Raw genomic sequence first — 23,045 nt, 5'->3', positions numbered from 1 at the left:
CACACACCCACATAAAACCACAATCAAACTCAAATTTAACAAGATTAAAACCAGACAACGCATCTGAATTAACATTTAGATTCTATTGCGCTAAGTATTATTAGAAGTTAGTCTGATCAGTGAAAACAGATAAATATTTCAGTTTTATCAAACACACATCAAAATTTTAAGATTAATAATCTACTTTCTCTTACAGTAGCCAGAATATAGCTCTATAAAATTATAAGAAGTTAGAATTAAGGATAGAAAAGCTGATGGATAACAGCGGTCCTTTCTTCCAACTATTTGCGCAATTATTACTGTGTTACGTAGAGAGCTTCATTCCTCAGGGAGTCTTATAGGAGTCAAATATGAAGCGAGAACAATGGGGATCCCGGGCGGGATTCATCTTAGCAGCAGTTGGGTCTGCTATCGGTTTGGGAAACATTTGGCGTTTCCCATACATGGCCTATGAAAACGGTGGCGGCGCATTTTTTATTCCTTACATTTTTGCCATGATCACTGCCGGTATTCCATTTATGATCCTTGAGTTCAGTATGGGACAAAAATACCGAGGCTCGGCACCAAAAACACTTGCGAAAATTCATTCTAAATTTGAATGGCTTGGCTGGTTCCAAGTTGGTGTGGCTGCAGTTATTGCCGTTTACTATGTGGCTGTTATCGGTTGGTCGATTTCTTACTTTGGGTTGTCGTTCACTCAAGGTTGGGGAACCGATACCAACGCATTTTTCTTTAGTGAATACCTAAAGCTAGGTGACAACTCACCAACAGACTTAGGCAGTATTCAATGGAAGATTGCTTTATCCATGGTAATTGCTTGGGCAATTACTTACACCGCCATTGCCAAAGGCGTGAAATCAGGAATTGAACGAGCATCTAAAATTATGATGCCAATCCTATTCTTGATGGTGATTTTCTTAATCGGACGTATGATTTTCTTGCCAGGAGCTCTAGATGGCGTGAACTACATGTTCGAACCCGATTTCAGCAAAATTTGGGATGTGAAAGTATGGGCAGCGGCATATGGTCAGATCTTCTTTACGCTAAGTATCGGCTTCGCCATCATGCTAGCTTACTCTAGCTACCTACCAGAAAAGTCAGACATAACGAATAACGCGTTTATGACCGTGTTGATCAACTGTGGCTTCTCGATCCTAGCCGGCATCATGATCTTCTCAGTATTGGGTTACATGGCTCAAGAGCAAGGTAAGCCGTTAACAGAGGTGGTATCTGCAGGCGTTGGCTTGGCTTTTGTTACTTTACCTGCGGCAATTAACCTACTACCTGCCCCATATATTCTTGGTCCACTGTTCTTCTTTGCACTGGTGGTTGCTGGTCTAAGTTCGCATATTTCAATTATGGAAGCCGTAACTTCAGCCATTATCGACAAGCTGAAGTGGAGCCGTAAAAAAGCTGCAAATGTTGTGATTGGTATTGGCTTCGTTGTCTCTATGGCGTTTGCTACCAATGGCGGTCTGCTGCTACTCGATCTAGTAGACCACTTTGCAAACAACGTTGGCATCATGGTTGGTGGTCTGGTTGAGATTGTCTTGATGGCGTGGCTATTGAAGCGCGTGCCAGAAGTACGTAATTACGTTAACGAGCGCTCTGATTTCTCTGTTGGTCAATGGTTCGAGATCTGCTTACGCTTCGTTACACCAATCATGCTCGCCATTATCTTAGCGACCAAGCTATACGCCCTAATTACTGAAGGCTACGGTGGCTATGATCTAACTTTAGGCTGGGCACTTATCGCCGCACTCTTTATCTTTGGTCTAGTGATCAACGCAGTGAACCGCAAGGAGACAGCAAAATGACAATCAGCGCAATTATTATGATGGTTATTGGTTTAGGTATCACTTGGGGCGGCGCTGCCGTTTGCATCAAGCGAGCCATGGATAAACAATAGAACGTTAAGTTCCACATAAAAAACGCCGGTAGTTACCGGCGTTTTTTTATACATACATTAGTTCAATTCTAGAAACTGTACTTGATGCCAACGGCGCCGCCAAGTTGCAAGTCAGCACCTTTGTAAAGATCTAGCTCTGGGTGTATTTGACCATAAAGGTCCCAGCCGCGTGATAAATCCCAGTTCACACCAAGTGGTACTCTCACACCAAACTCGTCATCCCATTCATACCAGCCACCAACGCCGACATACCAAGTCACAGGCATGTTTTGATCGAATGTTCCACGCTTAGCGATGTAATCAAACGCCATACCATCGTTTCCGATAATGCCACGATATTTGTTATCTAACTCTACAACAACACTTAATTGTTGATCGACAGCCATACCAACTGATAGATCCGTTGGCTCGCTTGCCGCCATTGCCGTACTAGAAACTAGTCCCAAAACTAAAATGAATTTGTTCTTCATACACGTTATCAATTATTCAAAAAAACATTATTCGCTATTCAAACATAATGGCATATCAATATGTCAACGATGGGTAAGCTCGATGTATGAAAAAGCTGACAAAAGTAAAGATGAGTTTAGGATCACACTAAAAAGGAACTGTCAGTTAATAAAATAGGAACTAAAAAAGGAGGCCGAAGCCTCCTTTTATGCATTACTATGAATGACTGCGATTAACCGTGGTTACGAATCCACTCATCCATTTCAGTTTTTAGGTTATCAGACTTAGTACCGAAGATAGCCTGTACACCACCAGCTACAACTACAACACCAGCAGCGCCTAGTTGTTTTAGCTTGTCTTGGTCAACAGCTGCTGTATCTGCAACTGCTACACGTAGACGTGTGATACATGCATCTAGACCAGTAATGTTAGCTTTACCGCCAAACGCTGCAACCAGTTCACCGCCCATATCAGAGCCAGAAGTTACAGCTGCACTTTCCGTTTCATCTTCACGGCCAGGTGTTTTTAGGTCAAGCGCTGTGATTACACCACGGAATACTACGTAGTAAATTACTGCGTAAACTAGACCAACGGCAATCATTAGCACCATCTTCTGAGCGTTACCAGATAGAACTAGGAAGTCGATCAGACCGTGAGAGAAAGAAGTACCGTGTACAAAGCCTAGAGTGTTCGAAACGATGTATGCAGAACCAGCTAGTAGAGCGTGGATACCGTATAGTAGTGGAGCAACGAATAGGAATGAGAATTCGATTGGCTCAGTAATACCAGTTAGGAATGAAGTCAGTGCAGCTGACGCCATGATACCCATTACTTTTGCACGGTTTTCTGGTTTAGCACAATGAGCAATTGCGATTGCTGCAGCTGGTAGACCGAACATCTTGAACATGTAACCACCCGCTAGCTGACCGAAGCCATTACCAGCAGCACGAGATGCTTCATCAGCAACTAGGTAACAAGTTAGTACACCATTTTGAGCTTCACCGGCAGCGTTAACACAAGAACCTGCTTCGAAGAAGAACGGTACGTTCCATACGTGGTGTAGACCGAATGGGATTAGAGAACGCTCAACAACACCGTAGATACCGAATGCTAGCTGTGGGTTTTGGTGTGCAGCCCAATCAGAGAATGCAGAAATTGCACCGCCAATTGGTGGCCAGATAACAGAAAGGATAACACCTAGGATGATCGCAGCAAAACCAGTGATGATTGGCACTGCGCGCTTACCAGCGAAGAAGCCAAGGTACTCTGGAAGTTGGATTTTGAAGAAACGGTTGAATGCCCAAGCAGCCACACCACCGACAAGGATACCACCTAGTACACCTGTATCGATTTTCTCAACACCCATAACGCCCGCCATTACACCTAGCGTTGCCGTCATGATGCCGTAACCAACGATAGCTGCAAGACCTGCAACACCGTCGTTGTTAGTGAAGCCTAGAGCTACACCTACTGCAAATAGAAGTGCCATTTGGCCGAATACTGAACCACCAGCTTGTTCCATAAGATTAGAAACGATCTCTGGAATAAAGCTTAGATGGGCAGCACCCACACCTAATAAAATACCTGCAACTGGCAAAACTGATACTGGAAGCATCAGAGCCTTACCAACTTTTTGCAGGTTAGCAAAAAGGTTCTTAAACATGTTTATGCTCCTGATAAATTTATAAGTATTATTTGGGCACTAACGGCACACCCCCGTAGCCTAAAGGTTAGCACCCAATGAAAATGTAACCACAACTGCATTATATTTTCCGGCTCTAAATATATATTGATGACCCTCAAACTTTCCACACAGTTACGAAATTTAGTTTCAAAACAAGTCTTGGATCACACCCAAAAACAGCCGATGAAAAGGTTTGCATTGCACTTATATTACTGTTTTATAAAGAATTAATTATTTATATAATTAATTTTAAGGCGTAAATAAAATACGCCTCAATGTTATTTTTAGTAACAAAATTACATTTGTGATTTTTGAATGTTATTAAATCAACATTTTTAGTAAACATTAAACTCGTGAGCGTATCTGTTGTTTTTATCAACAAAAAAGGAGCCTAAGCTCCTTTTTTATGCTCTTGCTATTTTTTCATCACAAAAAAAGATTTCGGAAGTTTTCGGTGGTTTTTTGTGCCACTTCAGAAAGAGAGCACGATTTGAGTTGCGCAATATAAGAAGCGACTTCGACAACGTAAGCGGGTTGATTCTCTTTGCCACGATGAGGGACAGGAGCCAAGTAAGGAGAATCTGTCTCAATAAGAAGCTTCTCTAAAGGTAGAGTCTTCACCACTTCTTTTAACTCTGTAGCTTGACGGAAAGTAACAATCCCCGAGATAGAAATATAAAACCCCAGCTCCAGTGCAGCTTCAGCAAATGGAAGATCTTCTGTAAAACAGTGGATAACACCACCACATTTCTCTGCCCCACCCTTACGCAAAATATCTAGAGTATCCGCACGTGCGTTTCTGGTATGGATAATTAAAGGTTTGTTGAGCTCCACTGCAAGATCAACGTGTTGCTCAAAGCGCTCTTTCTGTAACGCGGCCGTTTCGGGCTTGTAATGATAATCTAAACCCGTTTCGCCAATAGCGACGACTTTTGCATTCGACGCATGGTGGCGCAATACGTCCATCGAAAAGTCGCTTTCAACATCAAGTGGGTGCACACCGCACGAAGCATAAACATTGTCATAAGGCTCGATCATTTCCATCATTTTCGGGAAAGAATCCAGCGTTACTCCAACAGAAAGTAGTTCAGTTACGTTTGCTTGTTTAGCTTTGTTAATAACGTCTTCCACATTGATGTGGAGATCGTCGTAATTCAATTTGTCTAAATGACAATGAGAATCTACGAACATAATGCCTCTCGTGATTCAATTAACCAATTCATTGATAGTAGCTCAAGGTTCAGGCCAGGAAAGGCTTGCACCTGAGCTTTCAGGTTCATCAGCGCCTTCGCTGATGAGTACAAACCGTTATAGTTGTCCGGTTGAAACTTTGTCGCGCCCGGAAGCATTTGAGCTTCTGATACACCAAACTGTGCTTTCTGAGCATCTGTCAGTAAATACCATGCCCAGTCTAGTGATTGCTCTGAGTGTTTAGCGATTAAAGAAGCACACTCAGAAACGTCTGAAACAGGCGAAGACATTGCCTTAATAAAACTGCGTTCAAAAGCCAAGTAAGCTTCGAGCTCACCATTATTTAACGCATCCAATGTTTTTATTGGAGAGCCCATATTCAGTTTTAAGGCATAAGCAGGAACTTGCTTCGCCCCTTGTTCGTGCATCCATTGCATCGCTTGTTCCGCTGACGGAGGCGCAACAACCCAGTGTTGGCAACGGCTACGAATCGTTGGGAGCAGACGCTCCTGATTGTGGGTAACGAGCAAAAACAAGCACTTTGCCCCAGGCTCTTCTAGCGTCTTTAACAGCGCATTCGATGCCGACTCGTTCATAGAGTCCGCCGGTTCTATTACAAATAGGCGGTAACCATTAAGCTGAGATGATTCCTGAGCAAGACGGTTACAAGCGCGAATTTGGTCCACCGTTATCGCCTTTCCTTCTTTCTCTGGCTTGATCCAGTGTAAATCAGGGTGGTTTTGAGATTGATTTAGCTGGCAGCTATGACAAAAACCGCATGCTTCACTCGCGTAATTTTGGCAAAGAAGTGCTTGGCTAAAAAACTCGATAAGTTTTTCGATGCCCAAGCCCTGCTCGCTTTGTAATAAAAGCGCACCTGGTATTCTGTCCGACTCTAACCCTACTTTGAGGTTATCCCATATTGGCTGTAGCCATGGATAATCATTTAACATGAGTCACCTAAATTTACGTTTCACTTATTGACGAGCTAGCCACTCGTTTAGAGCGTCCCGAATATCACGCGACACGCCTTCAATCGTCTGTTCTGCGTTAATGATAACGATGGAAGGATCGGCATGAGCAATCTCCAAATAACGCTCACGTGTACGCTCGAAGAAACTAATATCCATCTTCTCTATACGATCTAACTCACCACGCCCACGCGCACGCTCAAGCCCAACACGAGGGTCAATATCCATATAGAGAGTGAGAGCAGGTTTAAAATCACCAAGCGTTGTATCCCGGAGATTTTTCATTAACGATGCGTCAATCTGACGGCCACCACCTTGATAAGCTTGCGACGACATATCGTGTCGGTCACCAACCACCCACTGACCGTTTTCCAAAGCTGGTTTGATCACGTTCTCAACCAACTGAACACGTGCAGCGTACAGAAGAAGCAACTCCGTCATGTCCTTAAGTTCTTCGCCTTCGTGCTCTTCTTTCACCAGAGCGCGCATTTTTTCTGCTAGCGGTGTGCCTCCTGGCTCACGGGTATTTACGATATCCTCAATACCGGCCGCTTTTAGCGTATCTAAAACGGTTTTAATCGCAGTGCTTTTACCCGCGCCTTCTAGGCCTTCAACGACAATAAAGTTTGCTTTCATCATTTGTTCTTTCTTAGTTCTCTTAAATAGGCACGAACAGCACGGTTGTGCTCAGCAAGGGATTTCGAAAATACATGTCCGCCCTTTCCACTTGCTACAAAATATAAATAGTTGCTGCTTTCTGGATTCAAAGCCGCTTCAATGGAAGCTTCACCAGCCATCGCAATCGGTGTTGGTGGCAAACCATTGATGGTATAGGTGTTATATGGTGTCGGCGTACGCAAATCTTTCTTACGAATGTTGCCATCGTAGGCGTCACCCATACCATAAATAACTGTCGGATCAGTTTGTAACCGCATGCGTTTGTTCAATCGGTTGATAAACACAGAAGCGACGCGCTCACGCTCAGAATCAATAGCCGTCTCTTTCTCGATGATAGACGCGAGAATCAAGGCTTCATATTTATCCTGTAATGGCAGCTTTTCTTGACGAGCTTCCCAGCTAGCGTCCAGTATTTTATTGAGTTTTCGATGCGCTCGTTTTAATAACTGGCTTTCACTCGCACCCGCTGTGTAATGGTAGGTTTCTGCTAAAAACAACCCTTCTAGCTTTTCTCTCTCAATTCCGAGCTTCGCAGCCATTTCTTTTTCTGAAAGATCGGTTAAATCATGCTTTAAATAAGGAGCACTTTTTAGTTGATCTACCCATTCAGAAAAGCGGCTGCCTTCAACAAAAGTGATCGCAAACTGGTATTCTTTTCCAGTATTCAGATGCTCCAATGTTTGCGAAAGTGACATACCAGGCTCAAGTTGGTAAGTACCCGCTCGCACTTGCAACAATTCTGGATATAAGTGAGGAATTAAACGGATGTACTCCGATGTTTCAATCACCTCATCTTCAACTAAGGCGCGCATGACATGATGAAAGCTTGTACCACTTTCTACAGTAAACAGCTGAGGTTGTTCCAATAGAATAGGCTTTTCAACGTATTGTTTAGCCTGTGAAATTATATAAAAAACAGCTGCTGCGCCTATCACTGCGATCAGCACAACAAAAGCCAACAGTTTTTTAATCACGTAGTTAAATTCCCTTGCAGTCGTTGAGTCAATTTTCCTATCGGAAATATAGTCTTAGAGTTCGATGTCACTATGCTGCGAATAGGTGCGACACCTAATATTGAGTTACACATGAAAGCCTCGTCAGCACTCAGCAAATCTGGAAGTATAAAACGCCCCTCGATGACTTCAATATGACTTACTTTAAGTAACTCAAGCACCTTACGACGCATTACGCCCGTAACGCCTGATAAGGTCAGCTCCGGCGTAAATACTTTATTACCTTTAACCCAAAAAAGGTTGGCCATTGTAGTTTCAATGACATGGTTTTGCACATTTAACGTTATTGCATCTGCAAACTCTGTATTGTCGATTTCAGCCTTGGCGAGAATCTGCTCTAAACGGTTGTTGTGCTTATGTCCCGCAAGTAAAGGTTGAATCCCTAGACGAGTATTACAAACGCCCAAGTCCACACCTTGTTCTTGCCAAGATGAATAATGAGAAGGAAACGCAAAATTGGAAATCGTCACGATAGGGCCTTTAATCCCATTAGGGCTATACCCTCGCCCGCCAATACCGCGGCTAACGTGAATCTTCACCCCCGCTCGTGCGTCAGATAAAACCGCTTTGCTTGCCCAATCATGCACAACTTTCCAGTCAGGTGAAGAGATCTTCAAAGCGTCAAGGCAAGCACTCATGCGCTCAGTATGTTCTTGCCAGTAAACCAACTCTCCATTTTGGGTCAGGATGGTGGTAAAGCCTCCATCACCGTATTGGAATGAGCGATCGCCTAGCTCTACATGCGTTTGCGGAACTCCATTTACCCAAAACATTCACGTACCTTCAAATTAGCAGACAACAAATAAAACAAAACGGCTCAATGCTAAGCATCGAGCCGTTAGAATACAAGTTTCGCTTATCTAAATTAGGTTAGATAGTGTTACTCAGCGAACTTCTTGAAGATCAAAGAACCGTTTGTACCACCAAAGCCAAACGAGTTACAGATAGCGTACTCCATACCTTCAACTTTGCGCGCTGTATGCGGCACAAGGTCGATGTCTAGACCTTCTTCTGGATCATCAAGGTTAATGGTTGGCGGAACAATTTGGTCAACCAAAGACATAACCGTGATAATTGCTTCAACAGAGCCTGCAGCACCTAATAGGTGACCCGTCATAGACTTAGTTGAAGACACAAGAACTTGCTTCGCACCTTCTTCACCAAGAGCACGTTTCACGCCCTTGATTTCTGCAACATCACCAGCAGGAGTAGAAGTACCGTGAGCATTCACATAACCTACTTGAGTACCTGTGATGTTAGCGTCACGCATCGCCGCTTCCATCGCAAGTGCACCACCAGAGCCGTCTTCGCTTGGAGATGTCATGTGGTAAGCATCACCAGACATACCAAAACCAACCAGTTCTGCGTAAATCTTCGCGCCACGTGCTTTTGCGTGTTCGTACTCTTCAAGCACCATCATGCCAGCACCATCACCTAGAACAAAACCATCACGGCCTTTATCCCATGGGCGAGACGCTTTTTGAGGCTCTTCATTACGAGTAGATAGTGCTTTAGCTGCACCGAAGCCAGCCATGCCAAGAGGCGTAGAAGCTTTTTCTGCACCACCAGCAACCATCGCATCTGCATCGCCGTAGGCAATCATACGTGCTGCATGGCCGATATTATGCAGGCCAGTAGTACATGCGGTAGAAATCGCGATATTTGGACCACGAAGACCACGCATGATAGATAGGTTACCTGCAACCATGTTTACAATGGTCGAAGGAACAAAAAATGGGCTAACTTTGCGAGGGCCTTTGTCTACTAATGCAGTATGGCCAGTTTCGATAAGGTCAAGACCGCCAATGCCTGAGCCGATAGCAACACCAACTCGAGCCGCATTTTCTTCGGTAATTTGTAAGCCAGAGTTATCAAGAGCTTGAATACCCGCTGCAATGCCGTACTGGATGAAAAGGTCCATCTTACGAGCATCTTTTTTAGACATGTACTCTGTGCAATCGAAATCTTTAACAAGACCTGCAAAACGAGTTGAGAAGTTCGTAGTATCAAAGTGCTCGATATTTACGATACCACTTTGACCTTCTAGCAGGGCTTTCCAAGATGATTCTACTGTGTTGCCTACCGGTGACAACATACCCATGCCAGTGACAACTACACGACGCTTGGACACGATATAATTCTCCGGGAATTGAATATTTCTATGAGAGGATAGAAGAAGTTAGAAAGAACACAGGCGGTCTAGGAGACCGCCTGGGAAAGCTAATTACTGAGCGCTGTTTACGTAGTCGATTGCAGCTTGAACAGTAGTGATCTTCTCAGCTTCTTCGTCAGGAATCTCAGTGTCGAATTCCTCTTCTAGAGCCATAACTAGTTCTACAGTGTCTAGAGAATCAGCACCTAGATCGTCAACGAAAGAAGCTTCGTTTTTAACTTCTGCTTCGTCTACACCTAGCTGTTCAACAATGATTTTCTTTACGCGTTCTTCGATGTTGCTCATTTTTCTTTTCCTTTACAGATTTCGCCTAATGCGATGATTCCGTAGTTTATTCGAACTATTGAAAGTTGCAAGGGGGTCCTTGCTGGTCAAACCACAAAATTAGCGAATTTAACCGAATTTCAATACATTTTTGACTTAAATCATGCACAAATCTTGCGCATAAGCATGACAAGTTCATGACAGTTAACTGCAACTATAGGCTATTTTTCACAATGTAAAATAGCTTATTTTGCATAAACTGTCGCATTAAACCATGTACATGCCACCATTTACATGCAAAGTTTCACCAGTAATGTACGCTGCTTCAGGAGAAGCAAGGAAAACTACTGCTGATGCAATTTCACGTGGGTCACCTAAACGACCTGCTGGCACGTTCGACAAAGTTGCCGCACGTTGGTCATCATTTAGTGCCTTAGTCATGTCAGTTTCGATGAAACCAGGAGCAACAGTGTTCACTGTTACACCACGAGACGCAACTTCACGAGCCATTGATTTAGTAAAACCAATCACGCCCGCTTTCGCTGCTGCGTAGTTAGTTTGACCTGCGTTACCCATGGTACCAACAACAGAGCCTACGTTGATGATACGACCCGCACGTTTTTTCATCATGCCGCGTAAAACCGCTTTAGACATGCGGTAGATTGGCGTTAGGTTGGTATCGATGATGTCGTTCCACTCATCATCTTTCATGCGCATCAATAGGTTGTCACGAGTAATACCAGCGTTATTCACCAGAATATCGATCACACCAAATTCTTCGTTGATCGTTTTTAATGTCGCTTCGATAGACTCGACATCAGTCACGTTAAGCGCTAAGCCTTTACCGTTATCACCAAGATACTCGCTGATAGCAGCCGCACCACTTTCAGAAGTAGCAGTACCGATAACCGTAGCACCTCGCTCGACAAGAAGTTCCGCGATCGCGCGGCCAATACCACGGCTTGCGCCGGTAACTAGCGCGATCTTACCTTCTAGATTCATCATGTTGTGTTTCCTTTTCTTATCGCAAATTTATCGCTTGATGGATTACTTCGCAGCGTCTAGCGATGCGATATCATTCACTGCTGCTGCAGTTAGCGTTTTCACGATACGTTTTGTTAGACCTGTTAAAACTTTACCAGGACCAAGCTCAAGAAGATTTTCTACGCCTTGTTCGTGCATCAGTTCAACTGTTTCAGTCCAACGAACTGGGCTATGTAGCTGACGAACAAGCGCATCTTTGATTTTTGCAGGATCTGTCTCAGCAACCACATCAACGTTGTTGATAACTGGCAGCTGTGGTGAGTTAAATTCGATAGACTCAAGAGCTACAGCAAGTTTTTCCGCTGCTGGCTTCATAAGTGCACAGTGTGAAGGTACTGAAACAGGAAGAGGAAGCGCACGCTTCGCACCGGCTTCTTTACATAGCGCACCAGCTCGCTCTACTGCGTCTTTGCTACCAGCGATAACGACTTGACCAGGCGAGTTAAAGTTTACTGGAGAGACCACTTCGCCTTGCGCTGCGTCTTCACACGCTTTTGCAATCGCATCATCAGCCAAACCGATAATCGCGTACATTGCGCCAGTACCAGCTGGTACTGCTTCTTGCATAAGTTGACCACGTAATTCAACCAGCTTGATGGCTTCTTTAAAGTCAATAACACCCGCACATACAAGTGCTGAGTACTCACCTAGGCTGTGACCGGCTAGGTTTGCTGGTTGCTCTAAGCCAAGTTCCTGCCATACACGCCAGATTGCAACAGATGAAGCTAGCAAAGCTGGTTGAGTACGGAAAGTCTCGTTTAAATCTTCTGCAGGTCCATTTTGAACAAGCGCCCATAGATCGTAACCTAGTGCGTCAGATGCTTCTGCAAATGTTTGTTTTACTACGTCATATTGTTCGCCTAGTTCTGCAAGCATACCTACAGCTTGAGAACCTTGACCTGGAAATACGATAGCAAACTTGCTCATGTTGTTTTCCTTTAAGCAAAGTAAAAAGAAATAAGATGCACCAAGTGCACCTTAAATTTTGAATTCTTGTGAAACTTAGAACTTCACAAGGGCCGAGCCCCAAGTGAATCCGCCGCCAAACGCTTCAAGAAGCAGAGTTTGACCGCGTTTAATACGACCATCACGTACCGCTTCATCTAGTGCTGTTGGCACAGTTGCAGCTGATGTGTTGCCGTGTTTATCAAGTGTAATCACGACTTGGTCTAGTGACATCGAAAGTTTCTTCGCTGTTGCTGAAATAATGCGGTAGTTCGCTTGGTGCGGCACTAGCCAGTCTAGTTCAGACTTATGCATGTTGTTGGCTTCAAGCGTATCTTTTACTAGTTTCGATAGCTGAGTTACAGCGACTTTGAATACTTCGTTCCCAGCCATATGAAGCCATTTATCCGCATCTTGCCCCCGCACAGGTACAGGTAGGCTTAGAAGCTCTCCGAATTGACCATCCGAGTATATGTGGGTAGAGATAATGCCAGGCTCTTGGCTAGCGCCTACGACAACGGCTCCGGCACCATCACCAAATAGGATGATGGTTGAACGGTCTGTCGGATCACACGTTTTAGACAAAGCATCTGAACCAATCACAAGTACGTTTTTGCACATACCAGATTTGATATGTTGGTCTGCAACAGATAATGCGTACACAAAACCAGAACAAGCAGCGGCTAAGTCAAAAGCTGGACAACCTTTAATGCCAAGCTTTGCCTGCACCTGACACGCAGATGAAGGGAAAGTATGGCTACTGCTCGTTGTGGCTACGATAATCAGGTCGATATCGTTTTTATCAATACCCGCCATATCGATAGCGTTTTCAGCTGCGTAGAATGCCATGTCTGCTACAGTTTCGTTTTCTGCAGCAATTCGACGCTCTTTAATACCCGTGCGAGCAACGATCCACTCATCACTTGTATCTACCATTTTCTCTAGATCTGCGTTTGTACGCACCTGAGATGGCAGGTAGCTGCCAGTACCTAAAATTTTGCTATACATGAAGACTAATAATGCCTCTCGAGTAAAACCGCTTCCAAACGATCGCTAATACGGCTTGGTACTTGTCGTTTGACCTCGTGTACTGCCTCGCCAAGTGCATTGACAATCGCAGATACATCCGCACTTCCATGGCTTTTTATGACAATGCCGCGCAATCCTAGCAAACTTGCGCCGTTATACTGGTCGGGGTTCAGTGTTTTTAGTTCATTAAACAGCCTAGAAAACAACTTTCTAGCTATCCAACCCTTTATCGTTGATGCCATTATGCTGGTTTTAATTTTTTCGATAAAAAGTTGAGCTGTTCCCTCACTGGCTTTTAAGCATACGTTGCCGACAAATCCATCACAAACAATGACGTCAGCAACATCATGCAAAATTTGATTACCTTCAATATAACCGACAAAGTTAATCGCATCGGTCTGAGAAAGCATTTCTGCGCAACGTTTGACTAAATCGTTACCTTTAATCTCTTCTGCGCCAATATTGAGTACAGCAACGCGAGGAGGACGACCCAAGTGTTCTTCAGCTAATGCACTGCCCATTACAGCAAATTGGAACAAGCTATCAGCATCGCACGATACATTCGCCCCCAGATCCAGCATCCAAGTACGCTTTCCGGTAATCGTCGGTAAAGCGGAAACTAAAGCAGGACGTTCAATGCCAGGAAGTAACTTAAGAATGAAACGCGATAGTGCCATTAATGCACCGGTGTTGCCACCACTAACACAAGCATCCGCTTTCTGCTCAGAAACCAAATCGATAGCCATACGCATAGAACTATTTTGGCTATTACGTAACGCCAATGAAGGTTTTTCTGAGTTCGAGATAACTTTCTCGCTGTGAAGAATAGTCAAGCGGGAACTGGTCGAGGTACCGAGTTGAGATAATTGAGACGTGATCAGAGATTGATCACCAATAAGAATCACTTTTAGCTCTGGGAAATGAGACAGTGCCTGCACGGCGGCAGGCACTGTTACGCGTGGACCGAAATCCCCGCCCATTGCATCAAGTGCAACGGTAATACTTTGCAAAGGTTCAACCTTACTTGTTGATAACCTTTTGACCACGGTAGTAACCTTCAGCAGTTACGTTGTGGCGTAGGTGAGTTTCACCAGAAGTCGCGTCTACAGATAGAGCAGCTGTAGTTAGCGCATCGTGTGAACGACGCATACCGCGCTTAGAACGAGTTTTACGGTTTTTCTGTACGGCCATTGACCCTACTCCTATACTATTGGGTTAAAAACCTGAAGAAGAATCGGCTACCACACCTATTACTTTTTCAGACTTTTCAAAACGTCGAATGGATTCGGTTTTTCTTCCTCAATTTCTTCAGGAATCTCACCAAAAACCATGTTATTTGAATCAACGCTACAATCCGCTTCATCGTGCATCGCAATTTGAGGTAATGCTAAGATGAACTCGTCTTCAACAAGTTGTATGAGGTCTAATTCACCATATTCATTTAGATCTACCAAATCATAAATTTCTGGTGCTTCCTGTTCTGTTTTCTCACCGTAGTAAGGAGTAGAAAGGAATTCAACTTCGCACTCATGTGCGAATACCTCATTACAACGCTGACACTCTAAATCGACTTCGATGTTAGCTTTACCAGAGATAACAACGAGTCGCTGTTCATCCATCCCAAATGACAATGAGACTTCTGCGTCGCGTTTTACGCCTTCAGTTGTTTCCACTAAGCGCTTGAAAAGACTAGCTTGGATGATGCCATCGTAATCCAATCGTTTCTGTGCAGCTTTAGCTGGGTCAACCGTTCGCGGTATTTTTACCTTTTGCATAGGGCGCGAATATTATCTTCCAAATCAAAATTAGTCAAAGAAAAAGGCAAAAAAGTTGTACTTTTTTACGCTTAACATACAGAGCATTAGCCAGAATCATTTTTGATCGATTATCCTATTGGAAATGCTCCCACGAATTGTAATTCAAAATGAAAAATTACCAACTGGTTTTAGCCTCAACTTCCCCTTTTCGTAAACAACTGCTTGAAAAGCTCTCACTACCATTCGTTTGTTTACCACCTGATTGCGATGAAACACCTTTTGACCAAGAAACGCCAACTGAACTTGTGCAGAGACTGGCCCAAGAGAAAGCAATATCTTGCCAGACGGATAAAGCAAGTTTAGTTATCGGCAGTGACCAAGTTTGTGTCATTAATGGTGAAATCGTTGGCAAGCCTTTAAATAGAGATAACGCGATAAATCAACTTTTGGCTCAAAGTGGAAAAGTCATCACTTTCTATACTGGTCTTGCGGTACATAACACCGTGACAAACCATACAGAAGTCGGCTTTGATTCTTTCGAGGTGCACTTTAGAGATTTAACGCTTGAACAAATCGAACGCTACGTCGACAGGGAAGAACCTTTTTACTGCGCAGGCAGCTTTAAAAGCGAAGGCATGGGAATTTGCTTGTTTACGAAATTAGTCGGTAAAGACCCGAACACACTTGTCGGACTACCATTGATTGATTTGATTGATATGTTGAATGTTCAAGGACTCGATGTCCTTTAACCCAAATACGATAAAAGGGAGCCACGGGCTCCCTTTTGCATCCGCGAGGAAAACATGGTTACGCGTTTCTTAAACCCGCCAACACTTTTTCTAGTTTCGGTTCCATCGGTGCGTTGATTTCCATCCACTCATCATTTGATGGGTGTTGGAACTTGATGTTTGCCGCGTGTAGGAACAAACGATCTAAACCAACTTGACCTGTGTAAGCATCAAAGCGACGATCACCGTAGCGATCATCCCAAGCGATTGGGTGACCAGTGTATTGCGTATGAACTCGTATTTGGTGAGTTCGACCAGTAATCGGACTCGCCTGAATCAATGTAGCTTGTTCGAACTTTTCCAAAATCTTAAAACGCGTTTCTGACGGCTTACCATTAGGGTTAACACGAACAATACTGTTCACTTCGTTTTTGAGCAGTGGCGCGTTCACAACCTTACAACTGCTTTTCCATTGCCCCATGACAAGAGCTAAGTAAAACTTCTTTACTGTCTTTTCACGAAACTGGGCTTGCAAGTGACGAAGTGCAGAACGCTTTTTAGCAACCAGCAAAATCCCTGAAGTATCACGGTCAATACGATGCACAAGTTCAAGAAAGCGAGCTTGAGGACGCAGAGCCCTAAGCGCTTCAATCGCACCAAACTTTAAACCACTGCCACCATGCACAGCGGTGCCAGATGGTTTGTTTAGAATCAACATATGGTCATCTTCGAAGATAATCATATTTTCCAACTCAGCGACTTTGTTAAGTTTCGTACTTGGTGCGACATCGTCATCTTTTTTCTCGACGGTCACCGGTGGAATACGAACGAGATCGCCTGCTTTTAACTTGTACTCTGCTTTTATACGCTTTTTATTTACGCGCACTTCGCCCTTACGCACAATTCGGTAAATCATGCTTTTAGGAATGTCTTTTAATTGGTTGCGCAAAAAATTATCAATGCGCTGACCCGCCATATCTTCGTCGATGTCGACGAACTGGACTTTTGTTCTTATTTCGTTCATGGGCGGTATTGTAAACTCAATTTCGTGCGACTTCACATTATTCTTGTCGTAAAAGAAACACTCGGTGGCACATACTGGTCTAAATTTCGCCAAGCTTTTGTTTAAATTATTAAAACTCTCAATCAAGTTCTCAATTTGTTTTCTGTCTTGAACAGTTTGCACATCTCAATTGCTTATGAAACAGCCAGTTATAAAATAGAAATTTTGAGTTTAGCGGCAAATTTTCTATCGTTTGCGTGAAAGCAGATTGCTGATAGCCACGCGCACTGCTATAGTTCACAGCTGCTAAGGAAGGTTTGGTTACATTTTATTCATTACCAATCATTTATCCTCAAGCAATGTGAGTAGATCGTTGAAGGTCGAGTGCAGCATTGGCGTGAGACACATCGAATTCAACACTCTTGCCACCCTACTCCTCGCATATTCACGTTGAGTACCTACCGCCCAAATAGCGGGTCACAAGTCTACGTTTCCAACAGAAACCACAAGAGGCTTGTGATGACTGAAGTGCCCGAGAGCATCCCCTTCCAGCCGGGAGGCTGCAAAATACAAGCCATGGGATCAGGCACCGTGAAAGAGCGAAAAAGCAGTGGCAAGTCGACAAGAAAGATATAAAAGAAAAGACAACGAGAATTTTCAATGAAAAGAATGTTAATTAACGCAACTCAAAAAGAAGAGTTGCGTGTCGCTCTGGTTGATGGCCAGCGACTTTTCGATCTTGATATCGAGAGTCCAGGTCATGAATCTAAAAAAGCGAATATCTACAAAGGACGTATCACACGTATCGAACCAAGCTTAGAAGCCGCATTTGTTGATTACGGCGCCGAGCGTCACGGTTTCCTCCCTCTCAAAGAAATTGCCCGCGAATATTTCCCTGAAGGTTACACCTACCAAGGTCGTCCAAGCATCAAAGAAGTGCTAACGGAAGGCCAAGAAGTTATCGTTCAAGTGGAAAAAGAAGAACGTGGAAGCAAGGGCGCAGCTCTTACTACTTTCATTTCTCTTGCTGGTAGTTACCTTGTTCTGATGCCTAACAACCCTCGTGCTGGCGGTATTTCTCGTCGAATCGAAGGTGACGAGCGTACTCAACTAAAAGCCGCATTAAGTACTTTGGAACTGCCTCAGGGCATGGGCCTAATCGTACGTACTGCTGGCGTTGGCAAGAGTGCTGAAGAGCTTGAGTGGGATTTGAATGTACTACTTAACCACTGGGGTGCAATCAAAGGTGCAGCGGACTCTAACCCTGCTCCATTCTTAATCCACCAAGAAAGTAACGTTATCGTTCGTGCAATCCGTGACTATTTGCGTCGTGATATTGGCGAAATCTTAATTGATAGCAACACCATCTACGAACGTGCAAAAGAGCACATTCAATTGGTGCGCCCTGATTTCCTTAACCGCGTTAAGAAATATGAAGGCGAAGTTCCACTATTCAGCCACTACCAAATCGAAAGCCAAATTGAATCGGCTTTCCAACGTGAAGTGCGTCTGCCATCTGGTGGTTCTATTGTTATTGACCCGACTGAAGCACTAACGTCTATCGATATCAACTCTGCTCGTGCAACCAAGGGCGGCGATATTGAAGAAACAGCTCTAAACACGAACCTAGAAGCAGCCGACGAAATTGCTCGCCAATTACGTCTACGTGACTTGGGTGGCTTAGTGGTTATCGACTTTATCGATATGACCCCAGTTCGTCACCAACGAGAAGTAGAAAACCGTCTACGTGAAGCCGTTCGTCTTGATCGCGCTCGTGTACAAATCGGTCGTATTTCTCGCTTTGGTTTGTTGGAGATGTCACGCCAGCGCTTGAGCCCTTCTCTTGCAGAAGCAAGCCATCACATCTGTCCTCGCTGTAGCGGAACTGGTGTCGTTCGCGACAACGAATCTCTAGCACTTTCTGTACTTCGTTTAATTGAAGAGGAAGCGCTAAAAGACAACACAGCACAAGTACTTGCAGTCGTACCTGTGCCAATCGCCTCTTACTTATTGAACGAAAAACGTCGTTCAGTAAACCATATCGAACGCATTCAAGAAGTGAAAATTACGGTTGTTCCTAACTCTGATATGGAAACACCGCACTTTGAAGTTATCCGTGTTCGTGAAGGCGAAGAGTTCGATCTGATTTCTTACTTACTTCCTAAGAAACTGGAAGCAATGAAAGAAGCAGAAGGTAAAGAGCCAGCGGAAGTTGACGTAAAACCAAAACGAATTGAAGAGCCAGTTCTTAAAGGCTTTGCTGCTCCGTCTCAAACCGCACCTGCACCAGCAGCTAAACCAGCTCCTGAGGCGAAGAAGAAAGAACAAAACGTTGAACAAGAAGAGAAACCTGGATTGTTCAGCCGTCTGTTTAAAGCACTTGGTAGCTTCCTATTCGGTGGTTCTGAAGAAACAAAAGAAGAACAGAAACCTCAGGAAGAGAAAAAACCAAATCGCGATAATCGACGTAACAAACGTGATCGCAACGATCGTCGTCGCAATAACAACCAGCGTGATAATCGTGATAACCGCGACAATCGCGATAACCGACGTCGTCGTAAGCCTCGTGATGAGCAGGCTAATGAGCAAAACGAAGCTCAACAACAAACAAATAAACCGCAAAACCGTAACCAAAAGCGTAAACCTAAAGCTCAACAGGCAGATAAAGCCCAAGAGCAGAAAGCAAACGCAAAAGTAGCGGAAAAAGGTCTGCAGCTAGCAGCGGAAGCTCGTACTGAAACAAAACCAGAAGAGAGCAAACCGAAGCAGCAAAATGCGAAAGCAGAAAAAGTGAAAGAGCGCCGCCAACGTCGCAAATTGAACAAGTCTGTACGCGTTAAGGACCAAGAAGCTATTGAGAAGAAAGCCGAAGAAACAGCGGTTAAGACTCAAGAAACGGTTGAAGCTAAAGTTGAAAAGCCAACAGAAGCAGCGGTAGAGGCACAGCAAGACAACAAGCAAGCAGAGTCTAAGCAACGTCGTAATCGTCGTTCGCCACGTCACCTGCGTGCAAGCGGCCAGCGTCGTCGCCGTGGCCGTGATCGCCGCCCTAACCCGTTCCGCCTACGTAAGGGAGGTGTCGCTTCTCCTGAAATGGCTATGGGTAAAGTAATGCCACGTTACATTCCGAAACCAGCACCTAAGAAGGAAGAGCGAGTTAAGGAAGAAGCTGTAGCAGCAGTACCTACAATCCAAGGTGGCTTTGCGTGTCCAGAAATGGCAATGGGTAAAGTGATTATTCGTCGCGAGCAACCTGTCGTAACAGATGCGCCAGTTGTTGAACACAAGGTTCAAGAAACCGTTGAAGCGAAAGTGGAAGCTCCAGTAGTAGAAGCACCTGTTGTTGAAACAGTAATCGCAGAAAAAGCTGAATCGGCAGTAGTAGAAACAGCATCGGTAGAGCCTATCGTTGAAACTCCTGTAACTGAACATGCTGAACCGGTTGATGCCATTGTAGAAACGGCACCTACTGAAGAGCCTATCGTTGAAGCAGCAAAAGAGATTGTAGCCGAAGCGCCAGTAGATAAACCAGAGCCTAAAGTCGAAGCCATTAAAGTTGCTGCTAAGCTAAACGCTAGCGCACCGATGACGAAAGCACCTGGCCCTCAAGAGCTACGCGAAATCACGGTTGCAGCAGCGCCGTTCAAAACCGAACGTTACCAAGCTAAAGGTGCAGGTAGCCAAGTGGCTAAAAACCGTGCATCGGCAGAGATGACAAAGCCTAACTTTAACTAGGCTAAATCATTACGTTCAACTGCTTAACGGCATAAATAAATTAAAGGCTACCATCTGGTAGCCTTTTTTATCTTCATATTTGCCCAATAAATTGTTCATATAAATACCAATTCGTGATCACATTTGTACGCCATTATTCGTATCATTCTTGAACTTAATCACACTTTTCGGTAGCATGCGCCGACTCAAGTTTTCGACACCATTCTGATGCTGCTCTTTTAATACTACGGTTTACACTGCAATGTTTGATTAAAAATCAACCTTCCAGTGGCTTGTGCAAATACGAATATGTGTCGGGTTTAACTCATTGCAAAGAGAACTTAAAAACAAACATGTTCGAATTTCCCCAATTTTCTAAGCACTCCGTAAAAAATGATGTGCTATCAGGCTTAACCGTTGCGCTAGCATTGGTTCCTGAAGCTGTCGCATTTGCGTTCGTCGCAGGCGTAGATCCGATGGTCGGTCTTTACGCTGCATTCATCGTTGGTCTTATTACTTCCATTTTCGGTGGTCGTCCTGGCATGATTTCTGGTGCAACAGGTGCCATGGCAGTCGTAATGGTTTCGCTTGTCGCGACTCACGGTGTCCAGTACCTATTCGCAGCCATCATGCTCGCTGGTATTCTTCAAGTTGCCGCTGGTATGTTTAAATTGGGTAAGTTCATCCGTATCGTACCTCACCCTGTGATGATCGGTTTTGTGAACGGTCTGGCTATTGTTATCTTCCTAGCTCAGTTGGGTCAGTTTAAAGCGCCAGACATCAACGGCATGCTTACTTGGCTACCACAAGACCAGATGCTGCTAATGCTTGGTTTGGTTGCGCTGACTATGGCAATCATTCACTTTCTACCAAAAATCACAACAGCTGTACCCTCTTCACTTGTTGCGATCGTAACGGTGACGGCTTTAGTGGTTGGCTTGGATCTGGAAACTCGCACTGTTGTTGACTTCCTGCGTACAATGTCTGGTGATGAAGCTGCAACACTCGCAGGTTCACTACCAACCTTCTCTATTCCTGCGGTACCATTTACACTAGAGACACTACAAATCATTCTTCCATACGCGATCATTCTCGCGGCCATTGGTCTAATTGAATCTCTACTAACACTGACAGTTTTAGATGAGATGACGAATACTCGTGGTCAATCTAACCGCGAATGTATCGGTCAAGGTATGGCAAACATGACGTGTTCTGTGTTTGGCGCAATGGGTGGTTGTGCGATGATTGGTCAGTCGATGATCAACGTAAACTCAGGTGGTCGCGGCCGTCTATCTGGTATCGTTGCGGCTATCGCTCTATTGATGTTTATCTTATTCGCTTCTTCGCTAATTGAAATGATCCCACTCGCTGCTCTGGTTGGTGTGATGTTCATGGTTGTCATTGGTACATTCGAATGGGCAACATTTAAGCTAGCACGCCGCGTACCGAAGCAAGACTTCTTCGTTATTGTTCTTGTGACCGTTGTTACTGTTCTTACTGACCTTGCTGTTGCCGTAGCGGTTGGTGTTATCGTTTCTGCATTAATGTTTGCATGGCAACACGCTAAGCACATCTATGCCGACACGTGCTTAAACGAGGAAGGTTCAAAAGAGTACAAGATTCACGGCCCTATTTTCTTTGGCTCTGCGGCTAACTTCCTGGAGTTGTTTAACGCGCCTGAAGATCCAAAAGATGTGATTGTCGATTTTGCAGACTCTCGCGTGACAGATCACTCTGCAATTGAAGCCATTGAAACACTGGCTGAGCGTTACAATGCTCAAGGTAAAACGCTGCACCTTCGTCACCTAAGCCCAGATTGTCGTAAACTTTTGGACAAAGCTGGCAGCTTGGTTGAAATTAACGTGAAGGAAGACCCAAGCTACAAAGTCGCAACCGACATACTAGCGGGTTAACACGAATAAAAAGGGATGAGCTGAGCTCATCCCTTTTTCTATTGTCTTCAAGCACGGCGATTATAGCTTCTTCAAAATTGCGTCTGATGCCTCTTCGATTAAATCAAGCACCAGTTCAAAGCCATCTTCCCCACCATAATATGGGTCCGGGACTTCGTCGTAACCTGACTCAGAATGACTTAAAAATAACGATACTTTGTGTCGATACTTCAACGGACAAATATCCAATAAATCGGCCAAATTTGCTTTATCTGCGGCTAATATAAGGTCAAACTTTTCAAAGTCATCAATGGTGACTTGGCGCGCTTGCATTCCTTTAAAAGAATAACCTCGCTGCTTTCCTGCTGCCATCGCTCTTGAATCCGGTCGGTTTCCTGCGTGGTAGCCAATTGTACCTGCCGAATCAACCTCTACTTCAACGCCTAGCTTTTGAGCTTTCGCTCTTAACACTGCCTCTCCAGTTGGTGACCGACAAATGTTTCCCATACAAACAACAAGTATTTTCTTCATTTTATTCCCTGAATTATCGGTGGTTTTTCTTCACGATATGTTGGTCTATCATAGCGAGATAAATCAATG

22 protein-coding genes are annotated in these 23,045 nt (G+C 44.3%); 5 read left to right on the top strand and 17 right to left on the bottom strand.

All coding sequences use genetic code 11. From position 1 onward, the window contains the following. Nucleotides 1–350 precede the first annotated feature (350 nt). Nucleotides 351–1,817 (top strand): sodium-dependent transporter, encoded by a 1,467-nt coding sequence (locus R7E00_RS06350; protein ID WP_005372966.1) that lies wholly within the window; start codon nt 351–353, stop codon nt 1,815–1,817. Further along, nucleotides 1,814–1,909 (top strand): MetS family NSS transporter small subunit, encoded by a 96-nt coding sequence (locus tag R7E00_RS06345; protein ID WP_005372963.1) that lies wholly within the window; start codon nt 1,814–1,816, stop codon nt 1,907–1,909. The genes R7E00_RS06350 and R7E00_RS06345 overlap by 4 nt, the downstream gene beginning before the upstream one ends. 68 nt (nt 1,910–1,977) lie before the next feature. On the opposite strand, the gene R7E00_RS06340 is transcribed toward R7E00_RS06345, so the two are convergent. The 15 genes from R7E00_RS06340 to yceD form a co-directional block, all read right to left on the bottom strand. Further along, complete coding sequence (locus R7E00_RS06340) at nt 1,978–2,379, bottom strand: hypothetical protein (RefSeq protein ID WP_005372960.1); 402 nt, start codon at nt 2,377–2,379, stop codon at nt 1,978–1,980. A 212-nt stretch (nt 2,380–2,591) separates the two neighbouring features. After that, a complete protein-coding gene (ptsG, locus tag R7E00_RS06335; protein WP_005372959.1) occupies nt 2,592–4,022 on the bottom strand; it encodes a PTS glucose transporter subunit IIBC in 1,431 nt (476 codons plus the stop codon). A 447-nt stretch (nt 4,023–4,469) separates the two neighbouring features. Next, entirely contained in the window at nt 4,470–5,234 is a 765-nt protein-coding gene (locus R7E00_RS06330) for a TatD family hydrolase (RefSeq protein ID WP_054577648.1), read from the bottom strand. Next, nucleotides 5,225–6,187: a DNA polymerase III subunit delta' gene (locus R7E00_RS06325; RefSeq protein ID WP_054729226.1), complete on the bottom strand. Its 963-nt coding sequence runs from the start codon at nt 6,185–6,187 to the stop codon at nt 5,225–5,227. Before R7E00_RS06325 ends, R7E00_RS06330 begins: the two co-directional genes overlap by 10 nt. A 24-nt stretch (nt 6,188–6,211) precedes the next feature. After that, nucleotides 6,212–6,844, bottom strand: a complete 633-nt coding sequence (tmk, locus tag R7E00_RS06320) for a dTMP kinase (RefSeq protein WP_005387350.1) — start codon at nt 6,842–6,844, stop codon at nt 6,212–6,214. Then, entirely contained in the window at nt 6,841–7,857 is a 1,017-nt protein-coding gene (gene mltG, locus R7E00_RS06315; protein WP_005372950.1) for an endolytic transglycosylase MltG, read from the bottom strand. Before mltG ends, tmk begins: the two co-directional genes overlap by 4 nt. Further along, nucleotides 7,854–8,669: an aminodeoxychorismate lyase gene (pabC, locus tag R7E00_RS06310; RefSeq protein WP_005372949.1), complete on the bottom strand. Its 816-nt coding sequence runs from the start codon at nt 8,667–8,669 to the stop codon at nt 7,854–7,856. The genes mltG and pabC overlap by 4 nt, the downstream gene beginning before the upstream one ends. 107 nt (nt 8,670–8,776) lie before the next feature. Beyond that, nucleotides 8,777–10,027: a beta-ketoacyl-ACP synthase II gene (gene fabF, locus R7E00_RS06305; protein WP_005372948.1), complete on the bottom strand. Its 1,251-nt coding sequence runs from the start codon at nt 10,025–10,027 to the stop codon at nt 8,777–8,779. Nucleotides 10,028–10,120: 93 nt separating this feature from the next. After that, nucleotides 10,121–10,354, bottom strand: coding sequence for an acyl carrier protein (acpP, locus tag R7E00_RS06300; RefSeq protein WP_004406112.1), 234 nt, complete (start codon nt 10,352–10,354; stop codon nt 10,121–10,123). A gap of 246 nt (nt 10,355–10,600) precedes the next feature. Continuing rightward, a complete protein-coding gene (fabG, locus tag R7E00_RS06295) occupies nt 10,601–11,335 on the bottom strand; it encodes a 3-oxoacyl-ACP reductase FabG (protein ID WP_031781117.1) in 735 nt (244 codons plus the stop codon). 45 nt (nt 11,336–11,380) lie between these two features. Continuing rightward, nucleotides 11,381–12,304: an ACP S-malonyltransferase gene (gene fabD / locus R7E00_RS06290; RefSeq protein WP_005387313.1), complete on the bottom strand. Its 924-nt coding sequence runs from the start codon at nt 12,302–12,304 to the stop codon at nt 11,381–11,383. Nucleotides 12,305–12,379: 75 nt separating this feature from the next. Further along, nucleotides 12,380–13,330, bottom strand: a complete 951-nt coding sequence (locus tag R7E00_RS06285) for a beta-ketoacyl-ACP synthase III (protein ID WP_017821385.1) — start codon at nt 13,328–13,330, stop codon at nt 12,380–12,382. Between the two features lie 5 nt (nt 13,331–13,335). Beyond that, nucleotides 13,336–14,361 (bottom strand): phosphate acyltransferase PlsX, encoded by a 1,026-nt coding sequence (gene plsX, locus R7E00_RS06280; protein ID WP_017633846.1) that lies wholly within the window; start codon nt 14,359–14,361, stop codon nt 13,336–13,338. Between the two features lie 10 nt (nt 14,362–14,371). Next, nucleotides 14,372–14,542 carry a 50S ribosomal protein L32 gene (gene rpmF / locus R7E00_RS06275; RefSeq protein ID WP_005396978.1) on the bottom strand — a complete coding sequence of 57 codons (171 nt, stop codon included), beginning with the start codon at nt 14,540–14,542 and terminating at the stop codon, nt 14,372–14,374. Between the two features lie 59 nt (nt 14,543–14,601). Next, nucleotides 14,602–15,126: a 23S rRNA accumulation protein YceD gene (gene yceD / locus R7E00_RS06270; protein WP_005387307.1), complete on the bottom strand. Its 525-nt coding sequence runs from the start codon at nt 15,124–15,126 to the stop codon at nt 14,602–14,604. Between the two features lie 149 nt (nt 15,127–15,275). Between yceD and R7E00_RS06265 the strand changes: the two genes are divergently transcribed. Next, a complete protein-coding gene (locus R7E00_RS06265) occupies nt 15,276–15,857 on the top strand; it encodes a Maf family protein (RefSeq protein WP_017821384.1) in 582 nt (193 codons plus the stop codon). 58 nt (nt 15,858–15,915) lie between these two features. Here the strand turns inward: R7E00_RS06265 and rluC are convergent, their stop codons facing one another. Beyond that, complete coding sequence (rluC, locus tag R7E00_RS06260) at nt 15,916–16,860, bottom strand: 23S rRNA pseudouridine(955/2504/2580) synthase RluC (protein WP_021033985.1); 945 nt, start codon at nt 16,858–16,860, stop codon at nt 15,916–15,918. Nucleotides 16,861–17,499: 639 nt separating this feature from the next. Here rluC and rne point away from each other — a divergent pair. Both rne and R7E00_RS06250 read left to right on the top strand, forming a co-directional pair. Then, entirely contained in the window at nt 17,500–20,574 is a 3,075-nt protein-coding gene (gene rne, locus R7E00_RS06255) for a ribonuclease E (RefSeq protein WP_042523100.1), read from the top strand. A 332-nt stretch (nt 20,575–20,906) separates the two neighbouring features. Continuing rightward, the gene (locus R7E00_RS06250; protein WP_149192472.1) at nt 20,907–22,466 is read left to right on the top strand and encodes a SulP family inorganic anion transporter; all 1,560 of its coding nucleotides are present in this window, start codon (nt 20,907–20,909) and stop codon (nt 22,464–22,466) included. A gap of 60 nt (nt 22,467–22,526) precedes the next feature. On the opposite strand, the gene R7E00_RS06245 is transcribed toward R7E00_RS06250, so the two are convergent. Further along, nucleotides 22,527–22,976, bottom strand: a complete 450-nt coding sequence (locus R7E00_RS06245) for a low molecular weight protein-tyrosine-phosphatase (RefSeq protein ID WP_025767219.1) — start codon at nt 22,974–22,976, stop codon at nt 22,527–22,529. Nucleotides 22,977–23,045: the final 69 nt, after the last annotated feature.

Source organism: Vibrio sp. Vb1755 (genome assembly GCF_033338635.1).
Taxonomy (GTDB): Bacteria; Pseudomonadota; Gammaproteobacteria; order Enterobacterales; family Vibrionaceae; genus Vibrio; species Vibrio alginolyticus.
The sequence above is the reverse complement of the archived record's forward strand: the minus strand, read 5'-3'. Positions and strand labels throughout refer to the sequence as shown.